Genomic DNA, 21,355 nt, shown 5'->3' with positions numbered 1-21,355 from the left:
AAGTATACACTGAAGATATCATACATAATTGAAGGTGATTGATATGGGAGTCCAGATCATTACAGACAGCGGCTGTGATCTGCCGCAGCACATAATAGATGAACTTGAAATTAATATGCTTCCTTTAGTCGTAACCATTCATAGCCATGAAGAATATGACAGGAAAACCATACAGCCGCTTCAGCTGTATAATCAGATGCGTGAAGGTGCGGCACCTAAAACGTCCCAGGTTCCTCCTTTGCTTGTTAAGCAAGCCTTCCAGAAATGCGCAGTAACTGAAACGCCTTGTGTTTATATCACGCTTTCTTCAGGCTTAAGCGGAACTTTCCAGACCGCTGAACTCATGCGCCAGGAGGTGCTTGAGGAATATCCTCATGCAAATATCAGTGTTATCGACAGCCAATGTGCTTCTCTTGGTTTTGGCCTTGTTGTATATCAGGCGGCAAAGGCTGCGAAAGAAGGAAAAAATCTAGAAGAAGTAATAAACACAGCGAATTATTACCTCAGCCATACTGAGCATATTTTCACCGTAGATGACTTGGAATATTTATTAAGAGGCGGCCGTGTTAGCCGGACAGCAGCAGTAATGGGAAGCCTGCTGAAAATAAAGCCGGTTCTTCATATGAAGGAAGGCAAACTCTATCCGATCGAAAAAATCCGTGGCAAAAAGAAAGTGTTTGGCCGGATGATCGAATTGATGAAAGAACGGGGAACTTCATTTGAAGATCAAATTATCGGGATCAGCCATGCCGATGATCAAGAAGCGGCAAATGCCTTAAAAGAAATGATTAAAGCAGAAACCGGCTGTGAACAGATTATGATATCCATGATTGGCTGTGCCATCGGCTCTCATGCGGGTCCAGGCACCATTGCCATGTTCTTTCTTACAAAGCCCTATTCCGATGCATAAAGTTATTCTTACCCGCTCATGTTAAATCATGAGGAGGCGAGACTTTTGACACATAAATACACGAAAGACGCTCATAAGAAAGAAAACGATCGTCAAGCGAATCAGCAGTTGAAAAATGAAGCTGAACAAAAAAACAAAGCAGCTGGAAAACATTCGTTTTCTAAAGAAAACGATCATTTGTAAATTTAAAAAAAGCATCCTTTGCGGATGCTTTTTTTTTATGCTTTTACTTTTACGGTTTCTGTAAGTTCTGCTGCTGGCCCGAAAAATTCAAAATGAATCTGCTGTTCGTGGATTCCAAGGTCCATTAGGCAGTGATACACAGCCTTCATGAATGGAAGTGGTCCACAGAAATAATAGTCCGCATTAGGATCGAGATTCAGTCCTTTCAGCCAGTTGAGATCAATGTATCCCTCTTTGTGGTACAAACCTTTTTCTTCGTCTTCAAGAGTTGGATTCTCATAGACGACATAACTTTTAATATGATCAAGCTCTGCAGCCAAATTCTTGACATGCTCCCTGAATGCATGAAATGTACTGTCGATGGCAGCATGAATGAAAGTAATGTTTCTCTCTGTTTGTTCTTGAACTAATGTGTTCAGCATGCTGACCATTGGGGTTAGACCCACTCCTCCGCTTAGAAGCACAATTGGAGTTTCTTTTTTTGTATCAAGATAAAACTCCCCGGCAGGAGCACTTACCTGCAGAATATCCCCTTGTTTAATATGGTCATGAAGATACACAGAAACCTTGCCTGGATGTGTGCCGATCGCTTCTTTCTTGACACTGATCCGATAATAGCCTGTTCCTGGAGCATCTGATAAGCTGTACTGGCGAATATGATTGTATTCTTCGCCATCGATCACAAACTTGATACTGATGTACTGGCCAGGTTTAAAGGCAGCGATGGCTTTTTGATCTTCCGGCACTAAAAAGTAAGAGGTAATAACTGAACTCTCCTCTTCGACCCGATCCACGATAAAATTCCGGAATCCTTCCCAGCCTCCTGGCTGATGTTCTGCTTCCTGATACATTTGGCTTTCCACTCCGATGAACGCGTCTGCAATTACACCGTATGCTTTTCCCCATGCCTCTATGATTTCAGGAGTTGCAGCATCGCCAAGCACTTCCTTGATCGCTATAAGAAGGTTTTCGCCGACAATCGGATAATGTTCAGGCAGAATCCCTAAGCTTCGATGCTTCTGGGCAATTTGCTTCACTGCGGGAATAATCGATTCCAGCTGATCAATATTGGCAGCAGCCGCATAAACGGCGTTCGCTAAAGCCGTCTGCTGGCGTCCCTGTTTTTGATTGGCATGATTAAAAATATTTAATAGTTCCGGATGTTTAGTGAACAAATTTTTATAAAAACGGGTAGTGATCTCCTTTCCGTGAGTTTTAAGCACAGGTACGGTTGATTTAATCACTTCAATTGTCTTTTGATCCAGCATGACAAAGTCCCCTTTGGTTTCCATATTGATTACATGTTCATTATAAGAAAACGAATATATCCTCATAGTGATTACAATCACTTTTCTCATGTCAGATTTGTGAATCATAAGAATGGTGCAAGCCTCTGCTAAAGTCCGTCAAGCATCGAATCTAGACAATACTTCATTGCAAAAAAAAAACACCTTATAAAGATGTTCTTTCGATTGCTTCTGGAATGCTGATGGAAAAAGTAGTATATGAAGCATTGGATTCAACAAGGATTTGCCCATTATGCTTTTCAACAATTTGTTTGCAGACCGATAATCCAAGTCCGGTCCCCAGCTCCTTGGTTGTAATGAATGGCTCAAAGATGTTCTCGAGCAGGTGGGCTGGAATCTGTGAACCATTGTTTGATATTTCAAGCCTGATTTTTTCTGATGAACGATAGGCTTTTACTTTAATAATTCGTTCTTCCGGAAGATCACAAAGCTCCTCTACGGCGTTGTTCAATATATTCAAGATGACTTGTTTCAATTGGTTCTTGTCCCCTTCAACCTTTAGATCTGGAGAGATTTCTGCCATTAGATTAATTTTCGCTTCTAGAAAACGAGGGTACATAAAGTCGATCATTTCATGCAAACAGATAGATAGATCAAAGATAGCGATAAGGTCGTCCAGCCCTTTCATCTTGGAAAGCAATAGGAACTGGCTGATCTTGTCCTGCAGATTTTCCATCTCATCATTGATGATAGAAATATAATGGTCGGTTTTTTCATTCGGTACAAGCTCTGATTCCAAAAGATAAATGAATCCTTTAATAGAAGTTAACGGATTCCTAAACTCATGTGCAAAGCTTGCCGCAATCTGCCCTAATATCGTAAGCCTGTCACTGTGCATTTCCTGAATAAACTGGTTTTTATTCTCGATGATAACATCATTCAATGACGAAAACTCTTTAATGGCATAGTAAAGAAGCTGATCAAAAAAATGGTTGATGGTCATGATGATCCACTTCATTTCTACAGGAGGAAAAATGGAGTTCAGTGCCTTATCGTTTACGATTTGCCTGCCTATGTTTATGTTATAAACAAATTCACTGATGTCTGTTTTGGCTTCAATTCGCTCAGGAGCAATTTTTTTTGTAAGGTCCGTAATCAGGGAAATATCCGGTTTTTCTATATACTTATAAAGCAAATCAAGGGTGCGGTTGCCGTTCTTAACGACCTCTTCATAAAAAGGGTCTTCTTTTTTTATTAAGGCATGGTCCAGCCATTCCCTTACAATCTTTTCATGAAGCGTTCGAAAGTGATTTATTGCCCGATACAGTTGTTCGCTGGACAACGCTTCAACACCAACCATGAAACCACTGCCTCTCTCTTTGTCATCTTTTACTTCATTATGCAACACTTTGAAAAGATGAACAATATTTGTCTACCTTTTTTAAAAAAAGGTTTGATTGCATAAGAGATGTGGAAGAATAATGTCGTATTCAAACCATGGACAAAGGACGGATGAGAAAATGAGCGACCAGCAAGAAAGAAAAATTGATCCTCCGGCACAGCACCAGAATCATCAGCCGGGAACAGAATCGGAAATGAATCCAAAACCGCAATCTCAAGCTAAAACATATCAAGGCAGCGGCAAGCTCAAAGGAAAAGTCGCCCTAGTCACAGGAGGCGACAGCGGGATCGGTAAGGCAGCTGCGATTGCCTTTGCAAAAGAGGGCGCTCAGTTGTCCATCATCTATCTTGATGAACAGAATGACGCTGAAGAAACAAAATCGCTGATCGAACAGGAAGGCGTTCGCTGCCTCTTATTTTCCGGTGACATTGGAGACGAAAACTTCTGCAAGGAAGCCGTTGAAAAAACCGTTGGAGAATTTGGACAGCTAGACATTCTTGTTAATAATGCTGGTGAACAGCATCCACAGAACAGCATTGAGGATATTTCAGCAGAGCAGCTGGAGAAAACCTTTAGAACAAATATCTTCTCCATGTTCCATCTGACGAAAGCCGCTTTAAAGCATTTCAAGGCTGGAAGTTCCATCATCAATACCGCTTCAATAACTGCTTATAAGGGCCACCCTAAACTGATCGACTACTCATCGACCAAAGGAGCAATCGTGTCGTTTACTCGCGCCCTTTCCAATTCAATCGTCGAAAAAGGCATTAGAGTAAATGCAATTGCCCCAGGACCGATTTGGACACCACTGATCCCTTCTACCTTTACTGCAGAAGAAGTGGATGTATTTGGAAAAAACTCCCCTATGAAGCGTCCGGGCCAGCCTGAAGAACTGGCACCAGCCTATGTCTACCTGGCAAGTGACGATTCATCCTATGTTTCAGGACAGACTATCCACATCAACGGAGGAACGGTTGTTAACGGATAGATTAAGAAAAGCTCAATGCAAGCTATTTCTTACATTCTGAAAAGCCGATGAAGATCGGCTTTTTTTATTTGGATAAAATGGCAGGCAATTGTCACACACTAGAACAAGAACACTAGGAAAGGGTGTAGACAATGCATACCATGTGGAAGGGAAGCATCAGTTTCGGCCTGGTTAATATTCCAATAAAGCTGTTTGCAGCGACTGAGGACAAAGATATTAAGATGAGGTATCTTCATAAAAAATGCCATAATCCGATCAAGTATGAAAAAACCTGTCCGGTTTGTGAACAGCAAGTCGAACAAGAAGACATCGTCAAAGGCTATGAATATGAGCCGGGAAAATTTGTGCTTATAGAAAAAGAAGATCTCGACAAAATCGCCGGGATTAAGAATAAAGCCATTGAAATCATTGATTTTGTCTCATTGGAAGAGATCGACCCGATTTACTTTAATCGTTCCTATTTCATCGGCCCCGGAGAGAACGGCGCAAAACCTTTCACTTTGTTAAAAGAAGCAATGAAAGAAAGCGGAAGGATCGGACTCGCAAAGATTACGATTCGTTCAAAAGAGAGTTTGGCTGCTGTAAGGGTTTATGATAAAGGGCTTGTCATGGAAACGATATATTACCCCGATGAAGTTCGTAATGTCGAGTATGTTCCAGGACTGGATGAGGACATACAGGTGAATGACAAAGAGCTAGAAATGGCAAAGCAGTTAATCGAACAGCTGTCTACGCCTTTCGAGCCTGAGAAATATAAAGACGAATATCGTGAAGCACTTCTAAACATCATAGAAAGCAAGATTTCCGGTGAAGAAATCAAAGTGTCTGAAGAACGGCCGCGAACCAATGTTGTTGACTTGATGGAAGCGCTGCAGGCGAGTATCGACCAGTCCAAGACAGCAGAAGAGAAACCGGAATCTCAAACAAAAAAGGCTAAACCAAAGAAGAAGAAAGCTTAACATAAATGCCTATACCGATCAGACCAATGCTTGCTTCCTTAGCCAGTGATCTCCCAACGGGATCCGAATGGATTTATGAGATAAAATATGACGGCTACCGCTGCATTGCCCAATGGACCGAAACAGGAGTCGATCTTTACAGCAGAAACGGCCATTCATTAAACCTTTCGTTTCCAGAAGTCGTGAATGATTTAATTCTAATGACTGAGGAGATCAAATCCCTCCTCCCACTCATATTTGATGGAGAATTATGCATCTTGGAAACCCCCTATAAGGCATCATTTGAAGCTTTACAAAAAAGGGGAAGGTTAAAGGATGTAAACAAAATCAAACGGGCCGCTGCAGATGATACTGCCACTTACCTTGTCTTTGATGTGCTGAGTGTACGGGGAGAGCGAGTAACCGAAACCCCTTTGCTTCAGCGAAAAGAAAAGCTCCAAGAGATATTCAAAAAAATGTCTGCACGCGAAGAAATGAAAACAAAAGCCATCGAATTTTTCCGTAATGGGGATGAGCTCTGGTCTCTCAACAAAAAAGAAAAGAGTGAAGGGATTATAGCGAAACGGTGCAAAAGCAATTACGTTCCAGGAGCACGGTCAGAACAATGGATAAAAATAAAAAACCCACAGATCGGCATCTTTTTTATCACAGCCTATGAAAAGAAGAACGGCTACTTTCATGTCGGTGCACGTAAAGACGGTGAAACGGTTTTTGTCGGCTTGTTCTCTCATGGCTTATCCTCAGAAGAACGCAGAGTTCTGATCGAAGTCATAAAAAACAACAAGTCTGCGGAGGACAGCAATTTTATCAAGGTTTTACCATCAATATGTGTTGAACTTCAATATTTGGAGATCTATAAAGATCAGCTGAGACACCCACGATTTGTTGCCTTTAGACTCGATGTCAGCTGGGAGGATTGTACATGGGAAAAAGCAATCAGCAGCAGGAGCTGAACATCAACGGCATTAAAGTAGCCGTCACCTCTCCAGATAAGCCTTTGTGGCCGAAAAAAGGACTTCAGAAGCTTCACTATCTTGAGTATTTGGCCAGGATAGCGCCTTACCTTCTTCCCTTTTTAAAGAACCGGGCACTGACGGTCATCCGCTATCCGCATGGGGTCAATGATGAACGTTTTTATCAGAAGAATTGTCCTGATTATGCTCCTGACTTTATCGAGACCGTGGTTGAAGACGAGATTCATTATATTGTTTGCAACAACCTGCCTGCACTGCTTTGGCTAGGAAATCAGCTGGCATTCGAGCTCCATATCCCCTTTCGTAAAATCGGTACTGAAGCACCCTCTGAGATTGTCATGGATCTTGACCCGCCATCACGGGATGAGTTCGTGCTCTCAGTCGAAGCGGCCCTGCTTATCCATGAGGTTTGTCAAAAGCTGAAGTTAGAAGCATTTGTCAAAACGAGCGGAAACAAAGGGCTGCAAGTATATATCCCTTTGCCTGAAAACCAGTTTACCTTTGATGAAACAAGAAGGTTCACCCATTTTCTGGCTCAATATCTGATTTCGAAAGAACCGGGCTGGTTTACTGTTGAACGGCTTAAGAAAAACAGAGGCAACAAATGCTATATTGATTACATCCAGCATGCGGAAGGAAAAACCATCATCGCCCCTTATTCTGTGAGGGGCAACGATGAAGCACTCGTCGCTACACCGCTTCGCTGGGAAGAACTGAATAGAGATCTTCGCCCAGAAACCTTTCCGCTGGAGTCAATCCACCAGAGAATACTGGAAAATGGCGATCCGTTCGCTGAATTTGAAGATGCAAAATCCAACAAGCACTTCGGGCCGGTACTGGACTGGCTGAAGGAACAAGGTTTATAACAAAAAAGATCCTGGCATGGGCCAGGATCTTTTTTTATTCATCACTTGCTGTAAAACACCCGAACTTCAAACGGCTGCAGTTCAAAGTTTTTCAAACCAGTGCCGCTGTACTCATAATTCGAAATCAGCAACTCAGCTTTGTCATCTTTTAAGCTTTCTGGCAGCTCAACTTGTGTGCTTTGGCTTCTGAAGTTGCAAAGCACTGTAAGCTTTTCATTATCTAGCGTACGAGTGTAGGCGAATACGTCAGGATGGCCATCAAGAACCAGGTCGTACGTTCCATAGACAATGATGCTGTGTTCTTTTCTAAGCTTGATCAGCTTTTTATAAAAGTTTAAGATTGAATTCTCGTCAGCCTGCTGCAGTGCTACATTAATCTCAGGATAGTTTGGGTTCACAGAAATCCATGGTGTCCCTTCAGAAAAGCCACCGTTTTTAGCGTCTTTCCATTGCATTGGAGTTCTGGCGTTATCACGGCCTTTAACATAAATGGACTTCATGATTTCAGGAACACTCTTTCCGTCAAGCTGAGCTTCCCTGTACAGGTTCAGGATTTCCACATCACGGTAGTCTTCGATCGACTCAAACTGTACGTTGGTCATCCCAATCTCCTGTCCCTGATAAATATAAGGTGTTCCCTGCATGAACTGATAAAAAGCGGCCAGCATCTTGGCTGATTTATTGTGGTATTCTTTATCATTGCCAAACCTGGAAACTGACCGCGGCTGATCATGATTTTCAAGATATAGGCTGTTCCATCCGCTTCCCTCAAGGCCTTTTTGCCATTTGGTAAGTACGTCTTTCAAATCAGAGAGCTTCCAAGGAGCAAGATCCCACTTACTTTCTTCCGTTTGATCAAGACCCATGTGTTCAAATTGAAATACCATATTAAATTTACCGATTTCTTCATCCACGTACTCTCTTGCACCTTCAGGACTGACTCCTGGCGTTTCTCCCACCGTCATGATTTTATCATTCATGAAGACATTCTCTTTCAGCTCTTTCAGGAAATCCTGGATTCCAGGCTGATTGAGGTGGCCGTCCCAGGAAGGAACGTAGCGTTTTTTGCCAGGATTCGGAAGATCTTCGAGCCCTTGAGCTTTCTTAATGTGCGTGATCGCATCCACACGGAATCCATCGATTCCTTTATCCACCCACCATTGAACCATTTCATACAACTTACGGCGAACCTTCTCATTTTCCCAGTTAAGATCAGGCTGTTTTGCCGAAAACAGATGCAGATAGTATTCATCCGACTGTTCGTCGTATTTCCAGGCCGAACCGCTGAAAATACTCTCCCAGTTGTTCGGCTCTCTGCCGTCTTTCCCTTCTCTCCAAATATAGAAATCGCGGTACGGATTATCTTTGGATGTACGGGATTCAACAAACCAAGGATGTTCATCAGATGTATGGTTGATGACAAGATCCATGATCAGCTTGATTCCCCGTTCATGGCAGGCTGCCAGCAGCTCTTCCCAATCTTCCATCGTGCCGAAATCATCCATGATCTCCTGATAGTCGCTAATGTCATAGCCGTTATCATCGTTCGGAGATTTATATACAGGCGAAAGCCATATGACATCGATTCCAAGGTCCTTTAAGTAGTCCAGTTTTGAAATAATTCCTTGTAGATCCCCAATTCCGTCCCCATTGCTGTCCATAAAGCTTCGAGGGTATATTTGATAAACGACGCTTTCTTTCCACCATTTTTTTTTCATTTCAATAACTCCCTGTTTTCGTTTTGTGCAAACGTTTGTCCTAAGTCCCATCCTTATTGTATACGATTACATAAACATTAAGCAACAGGTTTATTTAAGAAAAGGGCAAGTGCCCTTTAAGGCCCGACGAGCGCTGGAACTTCATCGATTTATTCATTCCCAAAGAAAAAAGCCTGTTTATTCTTAGCGATAAACAGGCTGCCTTCCTTTTTATATGGTTTTCTTTTTTGGGGCAGATATCGCCATACAAGACTGCCGTTCGACAAGACGGTACGGAACTGCCACCCTTCTTGGTGTGCGGTCTGGTTTTGCGATAAGATCCATCAGACACTCTGCTGCTTCATATCCCAGTTGAAAAATATTGATGTCAACAGAGGTTAACGCTGGTGTTGAAAAGTCTGCCAGCATCACGTTATTAAAGCTAAGTACGGAAATGTCATCAGGTACAGAGATGTTCATCTCGCTGAGTGTACTCAGTACACCAAACGCCATCAGATCATCCATGACGAGAAGAGCAGTCGGGGGTTCCTCTAGTGCCATCAACTTTCTGATCGCTTCCTGGCCGCCTTCTTTTAAAAATTCTTCATGAATAATGTATTCATCACGGTATGGGATCTGGTGGATTCTCAACGATTTTTCATAGCCGAGAAGCCGGTCGATGGTTACAACCAAATGAGAACTTCCACCAACGAATCCGATCTTATCATGGCCGAGCGAAATCAAATAGTCTGACATCTCTCTTGCCGCTTTAAAATTATCATTATCAATGTGGGTAATCGCATCTTCATTCTTAAACGGCTTGCCGATCAGTGTAAAAGGAAACTTCTTCTCGATCAGATAGTTCATTACTTTATCATCTACGCTTGAATACAAGAGGATAATACCGTCCACTCTGCCGCCCTGGACCATTCGGACGACCCCATCATGAATTTCATCTTCTGTCTGGCCTGTGGACATATACAGTGCATATTCTTTTTCATGCACAATGGTGCTGATGCCGCGGATAACTTCCGGGAAAAATGGATTTTGAAACGCTTTGTCTGCGGAACCGGGCATGACAAGACCGATCGCCTGGGTTGAACGGTTAGCGAGACTTCTTGCATTAAAGTTTGGATGATACCCTAAATGCTCCATCGCTTCCCTTACTCTGAGCTTTGTTTTTTCCGATATCCTTGGGTTGTTGGCAATGACACGCGAAACGGTGGATGGGGCTACATTTGCGAGTTTAGCTACATCTTTAATCGTAACGGTCATCATCATCCTCCTTCCGTGTTTACTCTCAATCATGCTGCAACGTTCCTTTAATGATTACTGTATCATTGACATTTAACCTGTTGCCTTTCACCGTTTGTCCATTTAACTTAAATTCTGTTTCTGGCGCAGGATGGTGGATAACAACCTCGTATTCTGTCCAATCAGGAGTATAGCCGCTGCTTTCTTGGTTAAGTTCTATTTTAATCAAATTTTTGGAAAATGAACAGTTGATATTTATTTCTGCAAAGTGATCATCTTCATAAGCAAAAGTCTTGGCGTCATCTTCATACAAGCTATACTCCGCACTTCCATCAAGCTCTGCATACACATGGAACGTCATCTTCGTTTCTTTTATGGCAGAGTTTGGTTTTACCGTACCATGCGGCAGGATAGATCCGTCTTTCACAAAGATCGGCAATACATCCAGTTCCGCCTTTATAAGGACATGCTGACCGCCTTCATAAACGGTGTCTGTCCAATAATCATGCCATTTGCCATGTGGAAGATATACCGCTCGATGGGTGGTTCCCGGAGCAAGAATTGGGGCAATCAGAACAGAGTCGCCCAGCAGAAACTGATCTGACACATTCATGGTGCTCGGATCTTCTGGGTATTCCAAGAATAGAGGCCTCATTACTGGTACACCTGTGAGATGCGCTTCTCTAAACAGGTTATACATAAAAGGCATCCAGACATAACGGAGTTCTATATACTTTTTCGTAATTGATTCTACTTTTTCACCGAACGCCCACGGTTCTTGCCTTACCGTGCCAATCGCACTGTGATTTCTGAAATACGGGGTGAATGCGCCGGCCTGTGTCCAGCGAATAAGCAATTCACCCGTTGTGTCATGTGCGAAACCACCGACATCAGGACCTGCAAAAGGCACACCAGAAACACCGAGGTTCATGACCATAGGCAAAGACATCGCCAAGTGCTCCCAAAAGCTCCGGTTGTCTCCGGTCCATACTGAAGCATAGCGCTGTACTCCAGCATAACCAGCCCGGGTTAATAGAAAAGGCCTGTCTCCGCCAATCAGCTTCTTCATTCCATTATAGGTTGATTCACCCATTAATAAACCGTACACATTGTGCAGCTCTCTGTGCGTTTTCGGGTTACCGTCATTCCCATGCATCACTTTTACATCCATCGTCTTTGTCTCATTGAAAACAGCTGGCTCATTCATATCATTCCAGATCCCATGAATCCCTAAATCACTGTAGAATTTGTGGTTCTGTCCCCACCATTCCCTTGTTTTCGTATTCGTAAAATCAGGGAATGCAGAGTTTCCAGGCCAGACTTCGCCAAAATATGGATGTCCTTCGATGTACTTACAGAAATGATCATCCCAGGTTCCCTCTTGATAAGTTTTATACTCCGGATCCTCTTTGACACCCGGATCGACAATCGGAACCACACGAATACCCATTTCAAGCAAATCCTGAACCAGCTTCTTCGGATTAGGAAACCTCTCATGGTCAAACGTAAAGACTCGGTACCCGTCCATATAGTGGATGTCGAGATAAATCGCGTCGACGGGAATTCCTTTTTCCTGAAAGGATTGCACAAGAGCTCTGACTTCAGCTTCGGTCTCATAGCTGTAACGGGACTGATGATACCCTATCGCCCATTTTGGCGGCATGTTCATCCGCCCTGTCAGCTCTGTGTATTGCTGTAAAACCTCTTTTGGCGTTGGGCCTGCCATTACATAATAATCAAGCTGTCCGCCTTCTGCACCAAATGAGTATGAATCCTCATCTGTTTTCAAGTCAAAAGCAGATTTAAACGTATTATCGAAGAATATTCCATGCGCCTTTCCATTTCGCAGTGTCGTAAAAAAAGGAATCGATTGATAGAGTGAATCTGTTTCAGGATTGTGAGGGGCATAGACATCCGTGTTCCACATGGTCATCTTTTCCCCCCGCTTATTTAAAAAGCCGGATTTTTCACCGAAACCGTAAAAATGGTCTTCAGGATCCATCTCTTTATAACAGATAACCTCTTTTTTCTCATTAAAACCCATTCCTCTTGCCCCTTCAGCTACGAGAAGTGTGCCATCCTCCCGATATACTGAGATGCGAAAGGGATTCTTCTGGATGGCAACACTGATTCGGGAAGCAGCTAACATCATTTTGTCTTCTTCATCTGTCATCTTAACGTTTATGTTTTCAGGTTCTTTTATAAGAGCAAAGCTTGAATCGAATGAAGGATACCCCGCCGGATTCATCGTCACTCTGACCGTATCTTCTGTATAGAATGAAACTCGTACAAAGCCGAATTCGGACTGAAACAAAAAACCCGTCTCTTTCTTTTCCGCCTTTAAAAGCTTTCCTATGTCGGTATAGGTACTGTTCAATAATTTAGCCTTATTCCCTGGATGTATGGCAAAGCTTGTATCTAGCATTCTCATTTCCTCCAAAAATAATAGAATTCCATTTATTAAAAAACGGGAAAAGCGTATGCAGCTTTTTCCCGTTCATATATTGAGGCGCTTTTAGCCTTTTGTTCCTCCAGCCGTCAGCCCAGAAACGAAGAAACGCTGCAATGAAAGGAACAAGAGTCCGATCGGAATTGCAATTAATACAGATCCAGCTGCGAACAGTGTAAAGGAATTTCCAAACTCATCGGATACCATATTGAAAAGACCTACAGCCAAAGTCTTTTTCTCATCTGACTGAAGCAAGATGGACGCAAGAATGAAGTCCGCAAATGGCGAGATGAAACTGAACAAAGCAACCACAGCCAGAATTGGCTTAGCAAGCGGAAGAATGATCTGCCAAAAAATGCGGAAGTGTCCTGCTCCATCAATGCGTGCTGATTCATCCAGTTCTCTTGGGATCGTATCAAAGTAACCTTTTGCCAGCCAGGTGTTCATAGGAATCAATCCCCCAACGTACACAAGAACAAGTCCGAAATGCGTGTCAAGAAGTCCAACAAGGTTTGCAAGGATATAGATTGCAAGAATTGCTACAAACTGAGGAATCATTTGCAATACAAGGAATAAAAGCAGACCATTTTTTCGCCCGAAGAAACGGTAGCGGGAAAAAGCATAGGCTGTCAGACCGATAAAAATTACAGCAAGAACCATAGTGCTGATACAAATTTTCAATGTATTCCAATACCATGTTAAATATTGAGTTTTCGTGAACAGTTCTTTGTAATGCTGCAGTGTTGCATGCTCCGGTATAATCGTTGAACTCGTTAAACTGTCCCCGGGATTTAGTGATGATCCGATAACCCAGAGGATCGGATAGATCACTATTGTAATCGCAGCAAGAATGACCAGATAGGACAGAGTGAGACGTATAATTTTTCCTCGTTTAATGCTCATCTTACATCATTCCTTCATCTTTAAATGCTTTCGTTCGCTTAAAGTTAATAAGCGCAACCGTAACGATAACGACAGACAGCAGAACTGTAACAGCTGCAGCTTTGCTGTACTGTGCAGAGGTCATGGTCAAATTATAAATCCATGAAATTAGAATGTCTGTTCCGCCTGCACTTTGTCCAGCAACGGCTGGACCGCCCTCGTTAAAGAGATAAATGACGTTAAAGTTGTTAAAGTTGAACGTGTACTGTGTGATGATGATCGGTGCAGTAGCAGCCAGAATCATCGGAAGCGTAATGGATCTGAATTTATCCCAAACTGTCGCTCCGTCAACGGTAGCTGCCTCATACAATTCTTCAGGGATAGATTGGAGTACCCCGGTTGTCATTGCCATGATGAAAGGGAATCCCAGCCATGTCTGGATAAAGATGATCGCGACTTTCGTCCATTGCGGATCGGTCAGCCACGGTATGGGATCGATTCCAAAAGCTGCCAGAATATCGTTATTAATTGCTCCAAAAGAGTCGTTGAACATTCCACTGAACACAAGGATAGAAACGAAAGCAGGAACTGCCCATGGAAGAATTAATAACGTACGGATGATTCCTTTAAATTTAAGATCCTTTTGATTAATAACAACCGCAAGAAAAATCCCAACGGCAACCTGCAGAGTGGTTGCTGTAAATGTCCAGATAATCGTCCAGGCAAATACAGATACAAATGTATTTCTCCAGATATCCATCGTAAACATGTCACTGAAGTTCTGAACTCCTACCCAATCTACCAGTTTAGCAGGCGGTGAATGGTACAAGTCATAGTTGGTAAACGCAAGGAAAACCATGAACAGAATCGGAAATACAACAACAAAGATCAGGATAAAAAAGCCCGGCCCTACTAAAAGATAAGGGAATCCTTTATCAATCACATTTTGATATTGCTCTTTAATGGTTGTGACCGCAAAGCCCTGATCTCTCTTCTTGCCATTTTGAAACGCATCGTAAATGTTAAACACATAAAAAGCGATGCCGAAGCCAATCACGATAAATGCGATGACCCCTTGGACGAGGAGGATGATGGAATGGTCACGCGGAAGCTCTGTTCCAAGGGTAAAGAATCCCCAGAGACCCATGTTCAAAAGGTTCCCGAAAACAACGAAGTAGGAAGCTGCCAGGATAAGGAATAAAGCCCCTTTTATTCTTTGTTTATTATATACCTGGCCGATCCCAGGAATGATAGAGAGCAAAGCCGAGGTTTTACGATGGTTGGATTGATTTGCTAACGCCTCCATGATGTAGGCTGTCCCCTTTCTGAAACACTTGATATAGATGCATCTTCCAATGTCTGAACCTTCAGGTATTAGAAGATGCACCTATAGTGAAAGCAGTACCCAGAATATACTGGGTACCGCCTCCCTCTATATTATTTACCGGTGTGTTTTGCTTTAATGTTTTGCTCGATTGTTTTAGATGCGTCTTCCAATGCTTTCTTGGAATCTTGTTTACCTGTTGCAGTAAGCTGCAGCGCGTTTCCTACTGGTACCCAAACTTCTGCCATTTCTGGTACGTTTGGCATTGGAACACCGCGTTCTGATTGAACAGCAACTGCTTTTGCTGCTTCGTTATCAGCAATGATTGGATCTTTCATAAGAGCTTTGATCGGAGGAATCTCCTGAGTTTTTTCGTAGCGGATTTTCGCGTTCTCTTCGTTCGTGATCCACTCTACAAATTTTTGAGCCCATTTTTTGTGCTCAGAATATGCACTTACGTTCCAGCCTTTAACACCGATGAATGTTTTTACATACTCGCCGTTAGGAAGCTTCGGCATTGGTGCAACACCGATATCAATTCCTGCATCTTTATAGCCTTGGAATGACCAAGGTCCATTCATTACAGAAGCAACTTTCTTTTCATTGAATAGACCGTCAATGGTTTGTCCTGCTTTTTTCCCGATGATACCTTTAGGGAATAATCCTTCTTTGTACCATTTGGAAATGTAATCAGCACCTTCAAGAGAGCCTTTGTTTGTTAAACCAAGATCTTTCGTATCAAGTGTTCCATTGTTATCCTTAAATACATAACCACCGTAACCGCTTAAGATGCCATGTGCGAAGTAGAAATCTGTCCAGTTCGCCAAGAACCCGTATTGCGCGCCGCCTTTGTCGCCTTTAGAGAACTTGTAAAGATCGTCAAGTGTTGCAGGGGCTTCTTTCATATACTTTTTGTTGTAGATGAAAACAGGTGTTTCAGTAGATTTTGGAAGACCATAAAGTTTTCCTTTAAACGTTAAAGCCGAGATTGATGAGTCAGTATATTGGCTTGTAATTTCACTTGAAATATTTAGAGGCTCGATCAATCCTTCAGTAGCCAATGGCCCAATACGGTCATGTGGTGTCGTAATGATGTCCGCTCCTTTGTGAGTCGGTCCGTCAAGACGAAGCTTATCTTGTTGATCAAGCATTGGCATTTCTTTAAATTGAATTTTAATTCCGTATTTCTTTTCAAAGCTTTTCGCAGCTGGTTCAAGGCCTACACCTTTATCTGTATCTTCCCAGACTACTAATTTATCCGGTTTCTTCTCTGCTTTTCCTGTATTGCTGCCGCTTCCGCTGCTGTCTTGTGGACCACAGGCAGAAAGAACACCAAAAGCAAGCACTGGCGTTAACATATAGGCCATTATCTTTTTCATTCTTGTTCCCCCTATTTTGTTTAAGATCTTAAACAACCGTTTGCACAACCAAATCAAAAAAAGGATTAGGCCTTCGCCTAACGTGTTGTGAAAACGATTGCATCAATTCCTAATTTCATTATACATCCCTTTTTTATTTTGACAACTGTTTTCAAAAATTTTTATAAAACGCTTTCAACTCTTTCGTTGACATCAATTTCAGTATATACTACATTAAAGTTGAAATTAATTGCATCGGGGCAATGCTACCGCAGGTACAACCTCCACACAGAGTTTGTACCTTTTTTATACCCTATATGTGCAACCGATTGCAAAAACTAGTCAGGAGTGATGATATGCAGCGAGAAGTCCTGTATCATAGACCAAAGAATAACTATGCCTATGCCTATGACGAAAAAACGCTTCACATCCGTTTACGAACGAAAAAAGGTGATGTTCAGTCTGTACATCTTATCTATGGCGACCCTTATAATTGGATAGACGGGTGCTGGCAAATCCAGAAAAGTGAGATGACCAAATCGGGATCTGATGAATGGTTCGATTATTACGTCATTGAAGTATCTCCCGAGTTTAGAAGACTTCGTTATGGATTTGAGCTGATGAATGAGAATGAGAAGCTGGTCTATACGGAAAAAGGCTTTTATGAAGAAGCACCTAGGGATGATACATCGTATTATTTCTGCTTCCCTTTCCTTAACAAAGCAGATGTATTCAGGGCACCTGAATGGGTAAAGAATACGGTTTGGTATCAAATTTTCCCTGAACGATTTGCGAATGGCAACCCTGCCAATGATCCTGAAGGGGCACTGGCATGGGGCTCAGCTGCACCATCCAAGACCAATTTTTTTGGTGGAGATTTTGAGGGTGTCATCCAGCACCTTGATCATCTCGCCAGCCTTGGAATAAACGGCATTTACTTCACCCCTATTTTCAAAGCAAAGTCGAATCATAAATATGACACGATCGATTATTTTGAAATCGATCCGCAGTTTGGAACAAAAGAAACCTTCCGGCAATTGGTGGATGCTTGCCATGAAAAAGGCATAAAAGTAATGCTGGACGCTGTTTTCAATCATAGCGGCTTCTACTTCGAACCATTTCAGGATGTTCTCAGAAACCAGGAAAACTCGCAATATAAAAACTGGTTCCACATTCGCGAATTTCCGGTCATCACAGAACCTAAACCAAACTATGACACCTTTGCCTTTGAGAAAAACATGCCGAAACTAAATACCGAAAATCCTGAGGTAAAAGAATATTTATTGAAAGTAGCCCGGTTTTGGGTCGAAGAATTCAATATTGACGGCTGGCGGCTGGATGTGGCCAACGAAGTGGATCATCAATTCTGGCGCGAGTTCCGCAGCACCGTGAAAAGTGTAAAGCCTGATGCGTATATCCTCGGAGAAATCTGGCATGATTCCATGCCTTGGCTGCAGGGTGATCAGTTTGATGCGGTTATGAACTATCCGTTTACGACGGCAGCCTTGGATTTTCTAGCATTTGATAAAATAACAGGCAGCGAATTTGCTGACAAGATTACAAACGTTCTACAGTCCTATCCTGCAAACGTGAATGAGGTTGCTTTTAATCTTCTTGATTCACATGACACACCAAGGGTACTGACACTAGCCAAGGAAAATAAAGAAAGAGTCCGCCAATTGTACACACTCATGCTGTCCTTCCCTGGAACTCCCTGCATCTATTATGGAGATGAAGTAGGGATGACTGGCGAAATGGATCCCGGCTGCAGAAAATGCATGGAGTGGGATGAGGAAAAACAGGACCGCTCTTTATTTGAAGATATTCAAAAACTGATCACGTTCAGATCTGATCATTCTGCTTTTGGCAATGGTGGAACCCTCTCTTTTATCAAAGGGAGCCATACACCTGGAACGCTTCTTTATAAGAAAACATCTGCTGATGAAACCCTTTTATTCGCCTTTAATTCAGAGAGCGAACCCATAACGCTTGAAGAAGGTCTATTTGACGGATTCAGCAATGCCGTTAACCTTTGGACGGGAGAAAACATCAGCCCAGCTCATGCGGTTGTAAATGCCAATGATTCCTTGATTTTAAAATTAAGTTAACGTAGAACAGTGCAAGCGTCCTGTAAGGCAGTCAGCATGAACTTGGATTTTTGCTAGTCCTATTCATCAATAAAGCCCCTTTGACCATGAACGCTCACATGGCGCATATGAACCAAAGGGGTTTTTTTCCTTATAAGGATTCACCGGATGAAATTTTTTTCATCAAGCATATGGATAGTTCCAATCGAGGTCAGTGACATTGCCAAACATTTGATGAAGTCTGTTGTTGTTAAAGAGGATTGAACCCTTTTGATCGAATGCCACCCCATCCACCCAGGCTCTTGCATAAAAGATGGCCTCTTTATTTCAAGATTGAGTTTTCACCCTTTTTAATCGTTATATGCCTACACAAAAAAAAGCATGGGCTTGAGGGATTCTAAAGTGAAACTCTCATCCGGTTTAAAAAAGGTTTGACATTCTCCTATAGTCTCGCGGACTGATCCCTTCCAGTTTCTTAAATAGCTTAGAAAAATATGCGGCATCTTCCATTCCACACTTCCCTGCAATATCACTCATTCTTAAAGTTGTTGAACTGATCAGGTTCTTGGCCATATTCATACGGTATTGGTTCAGATACTGCAAAGGGGTAATCCCCATGGTCTGCTGCATGCATCTTGTTAAATAATCCTGATGGAACAGGAGTTTTTGAGAAAGGTTTTTCATTGAAAAATGTTCGTTGTAGTGCTGATGAACATAATCGATAATGCTCTGGGTAACTTGCTCGGCAGCCGTCGGAATGCTGAACACTTCTTTCTGCAATGAAATCAGCACATCAGAAAACTGCAGCTGCTGGCGAAGCTTGTTTTCCGGAGATGGAATTTCATTCAGAGTAAATAATCTATCCAAGCCGCTTGTAATGACCTCACGGTTTTTCACTTTTCCTTTTATAGGAAACGAAAGTATAAATTGAGGGGCCTCGGTATAAGTACTGTCCCTTCGAAAGATCGTTGACCAGTCTACCTCGGCATCAGGATGAACGGCAGGTGCTGTTTCTGCATGAAAATGAAGCCACAGGATTTCAGTTTTTTCCTGGCATTCTCTATGGCCGTAATGCTCCCAACCTGGAGTTAACAGGATATATTCCCCTTCTCTTACCTCATACTCCTTATTATCTTCGGTCATATAGAGGGTGCCGCATGTTACATAAATCAAGTCATATACTGAAAACGTCCTGCGGAAATGCTTCATCCCAGGATGAAAAACACCTTCTCCTCCTGTGATATAAGTGGGAAACGGCGGAACTGGAAAATGGATCATAGTGCACCTCAAAAAGTCGTAATAGTACAAGATATATCGGCTAACTCTCTTTTTAATACTGTAATCATCCTTTAGAATAGGTAAAGTTCAATATCGTTTTTGTCAAAAGGAGATTCTACATTATGAGTAAAGCAAAAACACTAAAACCTGTCAAACTCTCCTTGATTGCGATTACGTGGCCCATTTTCATTGAAATCATGCTTCATATGCTGATGGGGAATGCCGATACACTTATGCTCAGCTACTATTCCGACCATTCGGTAGCTGCGGTCGGCCTTTCAAACCAGCTTCTGCAGATCATCATTGTTATGTTTGGATTCATAGCTACGGGTGCGAGTGTCGTTGTTGCCCAATCACTTGGAGCTTCCAAGGTGAAACAATCTTCGGAAGTAGCCGTCATGGCAATCGCAGTCAACTTAGGGTTCGGATTATTGTTGAGTTTAATTTTATTTTTGTTCGGAAAAACGTTCCTCAGCTGGATGAACACACCTGATGAACTTATGGATCAAGCGTATTCCTTTTTGGTCATCGTCGGCGGGTTTTCGTTCGTGCAGGCCGTTATCATGACCATCGGTGCCATCATTAGAAGCTATGGTTTTACCCGTGATGCCATGAATGTGGCGATTTTCATGAATGTACTCAATGTCCTCGGAAATTGCCTTGTTATTTTCGGACCATTTGGATTTCCTGTTCTAGGTGTTCAAGGGGTAGCCATTTCAACAACGGTCAGCCGATTTATCGGATTGGTTGTCATTCTCTATCTTCTGAATAAAAGAGTACCTGGACAACTGCCTTTTAAATCGTTATTAACTCTTCCAATTCAGTATTTAAAAGACTTGCTGAAAATCGGGCTGCCCGCTGCAGGAGAGCATCTCGCCTACAGCACTTCACAGATTGCGATCACGTATTTTATTACCCTTCTTGGAACGGATGCACTCACAACAAAAGTATACGCGCTTAATATCATGATGTTTATTTTTCTTTTTTCAGTATCAATTGGAGAAGGTACCCAAATCATTGTCGGCCGTTTGATCGGATCAAGAGAAAATGACAAAGCCTATTCAACCTGTTTGCGAAGTTTGAAATATGCAATGGCTATTTCCTTTTTCATGGCCTTGATCGTTGCCTTATCGGCAAAAAATCTTCTCTCCATTTTCACACATGATCATGCCATTATAGCCGCAGGGGCAGCGCTGCTTTATGTCACAGTTATCTTAGAGCCTGGCCGATCGTTTAATCTTGTGGTCATCTCGTCACTTCGGGCGGCCGGAGACGCTAAATTCCCTGTCCTGATGGGAGTCATATCGATGTGTGGAATCAGTGTCCCGCTTGCTTATTTTTTAGGAATAACGATGGAGATGGGACTGCTTGGCATATGGATCGCCTTTATCGTAGATGAGTGGCTGCGCGGACTTCTTATGCTTTGGCGCTGGAGGTCAAGAATCTGGGAGAGGAAGAACGTATTGGATATTCAGCCAGGTGCAGCTCACACATAGA

General features: G+C 42.5%; 17 protein-coding genes. 8 read left to right on the top strand and 9 right to left on the bottom strand.

The annotated features are described in order from the left end of the window. The first annotated feature begins 43 nt into the window (after window positions 1-43). Window positions 44-910 (top strand): DegV family protein, encoded by an 867-nt coding sequence (locus LCY76_RS08855; RefSeq protein WP_248252339.1) that lies wholly within the window; start codon window positions 44-46, stop codon window positions 908-910. Between the two features lie 45 nt (window positions 911-955). Beyond that, a complete protein-coding gene (locus LCY76_RS08850) occupies window positions 956-1,093 on the top strand; it encodes a hypothetical protein (protein WP_248252338.1) in 138 nt (45 codons plus the stop codon). A 35-nt stretch (window positions 1,094-1,128) separates the two neighbouring features. Here the strand turns inward: LCY76_RS08850 and hmpA are convergent, their stop codons facing one another. Continuing rightward, complete coding sequence (hmpA, locus tag LCY76_RS08845) at window positions 1,129-2,361, bottom strand: NO-inducible flavohemoprotein (RefSeq protein WP_248252337.1); 1,233 nt, start codon at window positions 2,359-2,361, stop codon at window positions 1,129-1,131. Window positions 2,362-2,545: 184 nt separating this feature from the next. Then, a complete protein-coding gene (locus tag LCY76_RS08840) occupies window positions 2,546-3,700 on the bottom strand; it encodes a histidine kinase N-terminal domain-containing protein (protein ID WP_248252336.1) in 1,155 nt (384 codons plus the stop codon). A 160-nt stretch (window positions 3,701-3,860) separates the two neighbouring features. On the opposite strand from LCY76_RS08840, the gene LCY76_RS08835 reads away from it, so the two are divergent. From LCY76_RS08835 to ligD (LCY76_RS08820), 4 genes are all read left to right on the top strand, one after another. Further along, on the top strand, window positions 3,861-4,730 hold the full coding sequence (locus LCY76_RS08835) for an SDR family oxidoreductase (RefSeq protein ID WP_248254632.1): 870 nt from the start codon (window positions 3,861-3,863) through the stop codon (window positions 4,728-4,730). A 131-nt stretch (window positions 4,731-4,861) separates the two neighbouring features. Further along, entirely contained in the window at window positions 4,862-5,689 is an 828-nt protein-coding gene (gene ku, locus LCY76_RS08830) for a non-homologous end joining protein Ku (protein ID WP_248252335.1), read from the top strand. 5 nt (window positions 5,690-5,694) lie between these two features. Next, complete coding sequence (gene ligD / locus LCY76_RS08825) at window positions 5,695-6,642, top strand: non-homologous end-joining DNA ligase (protein ID WP_248252334.1); 948 nt, start codon at window positions 5,695-5,697, stop codon at window positions 6,640-6,642. After that, window positions 6,612-7,529 (top strand): non-homologous end-joining DNA ligase, encoded by a 918-nt coding sequence (gene ligD / locus LCY76_RS08820; protein ID WP_248252333.1) that lies wholly within the window; start codon window positions 6,612-6,614, stop codon window positions 7,527-7,529. Before ligD (LCY76_RS08825) ends, ligD (LCY76_RS08820) begins: the two co-directional genes overlap by 31 nt. Window positions 7,530-7,570: 41 nt before the next feature. Here the strand turns inward: ligD (LCY76_RS08820) and LCY76_RS08815 are convergent, their stop codons facing one another. From LCY76_RS08815 to LCY76_RS08790, 6 genes are all read right to left on the bottom strand, one after another. Next, window positions 7,571-9,247: a glycoside hydrolase family 13 protein gene (locus tag LCY76_RS08815; RefSeq protein WP_248252332.1), complete on the bottom strand. Its 1,677-nt coding sequence runs from the start codon at window positions 9,245-9,247 to the stop codon at window positions 7,571-7,573. A gap of 210 nt (window positions 9,248-9,457) precedes the next feature. Then, window positions 9,458-10,501, bottom strand: coding sequence for a LacI family DNA-binding transcriptional regulator (locus LCY76_RS08810; RefSeq protein ID WP_248252331.1), 1,044 nt, complete (start codon window positions 10,499-10,501; stop codon window positions 9,458-9,460). 25 nt (window positions 10,502-10,526) lie between these two features. Beyond that, window positions 10,527-12,905, bottom strand: coding sequence for a glycoside hydrolase family 31 protein (locus tag LCY76_RS08805; RefSeq protein ID WP_248252330.1), 2,379 nt, complete (start codon window positions 12,903-12,905; stop codon window positions 10,527-10,529). Window positions 12,906-12,995: 90 nt separating this feature from the next. Continuing rightward, window positions 12,996-13,832 carry a sugar ABC transporter permease gene (locus LCY76_RS08800; protein WP_248252329.1) on the bottom strand — a complete coding sequence of 279 codons (837 nt, stop codon included), beginning with the start codon at window positions 13,830-13,832 and terminating at the stop codon, window positions 12,996-12,998. 1 nt (window position 13,833) lies between these two features. After that, a complete protein-coding gene (locus LCY76_RS08795; protein ID WP_248252328.1) occupies window positions 13,834-15,117 on the bottom strand; it encodes a carbohydrate ABC transporter permease in 1,284 nt (427 codons plus the stop codon). A 131-nt stretch (window positions 15,118-15,248) separates the two neighbouring features. Next, window positions 15,249-16,514 carry an extracellular solute-binding protein gene (locus LCY76_RS08790; RefSeq protein WP_248252327.1) on the bottom strand — a complete coding sequence of 422 codons (1,266 nt, stop codon included), beginning with the start codon at window positions 16,512-16,514 and terminating at the stop codon, window positions 15,249-15,251. A 335-nt stretch (window positions 16,515-16,849) separates the two neighbouring features. Between LCY76_RS08790 and LCY76_RS08785 the strand changes: the two genes are divergently transcribed. After that, complete coding sequence (locus tag LCY76_RS08785) at window positions 16,850-18,601, top strand: glycoside hydrolase family 13 protein (protein ID WP_248252326.1); 1,752 nt, start codon at window positions 16,850-16,852, stop codon at window positions 18,599-18,601. 399 nt (window positions 18,602-19,000) lie between these two features. Here LCY76_RS08785 and LCY76_RS08780 read toward each other — a convergent pair whose 3' ends face one another. Then, window positions 19,001-19,858: a helix-turn-helix transcriptional regulator gene (locus LCY76_RS08780; protein WP_248252325.1), complete on the bottom strand. Its 858-nt coding sequence runs from the start codon at window positions 19,856-19,858 to the stop codon at window positions 19,001-19,003. 122 nt (window positions 19,859-19,980) lie between these two features. Between LCY76_RS08780 and LCY76_RS08775 the strand changes: the two genes are divergently transcribed. Continuing rightward, entirely contained in the window at window positions 19,981-21,354 is a 1,374-nt protein-coding gene (locus tag LCY76_RS08775; protein ID WP_248252324.1) for an MATE family efflux transporter, read from the top strand. Window position 21,355: the final 1 nt, after the last annotated feature.

Origin of the sequence: Fictibacillus marinisediminis (assembly GCF_023149135.1) — a bacterium.
In the GTDB taxonomy this organism is placed as follows: Bacteria; Bacillota; Bacilli; order Bacillales; family Fictibacillaceae; genus Fictibacillus_C; species Fictibacillus_C marinisediminis.
The sequence above is the reverse complement of the archived record's forward strand: the minus strand, read 5'-3'. Positions and strand labels throughout refer to the sequence as shown.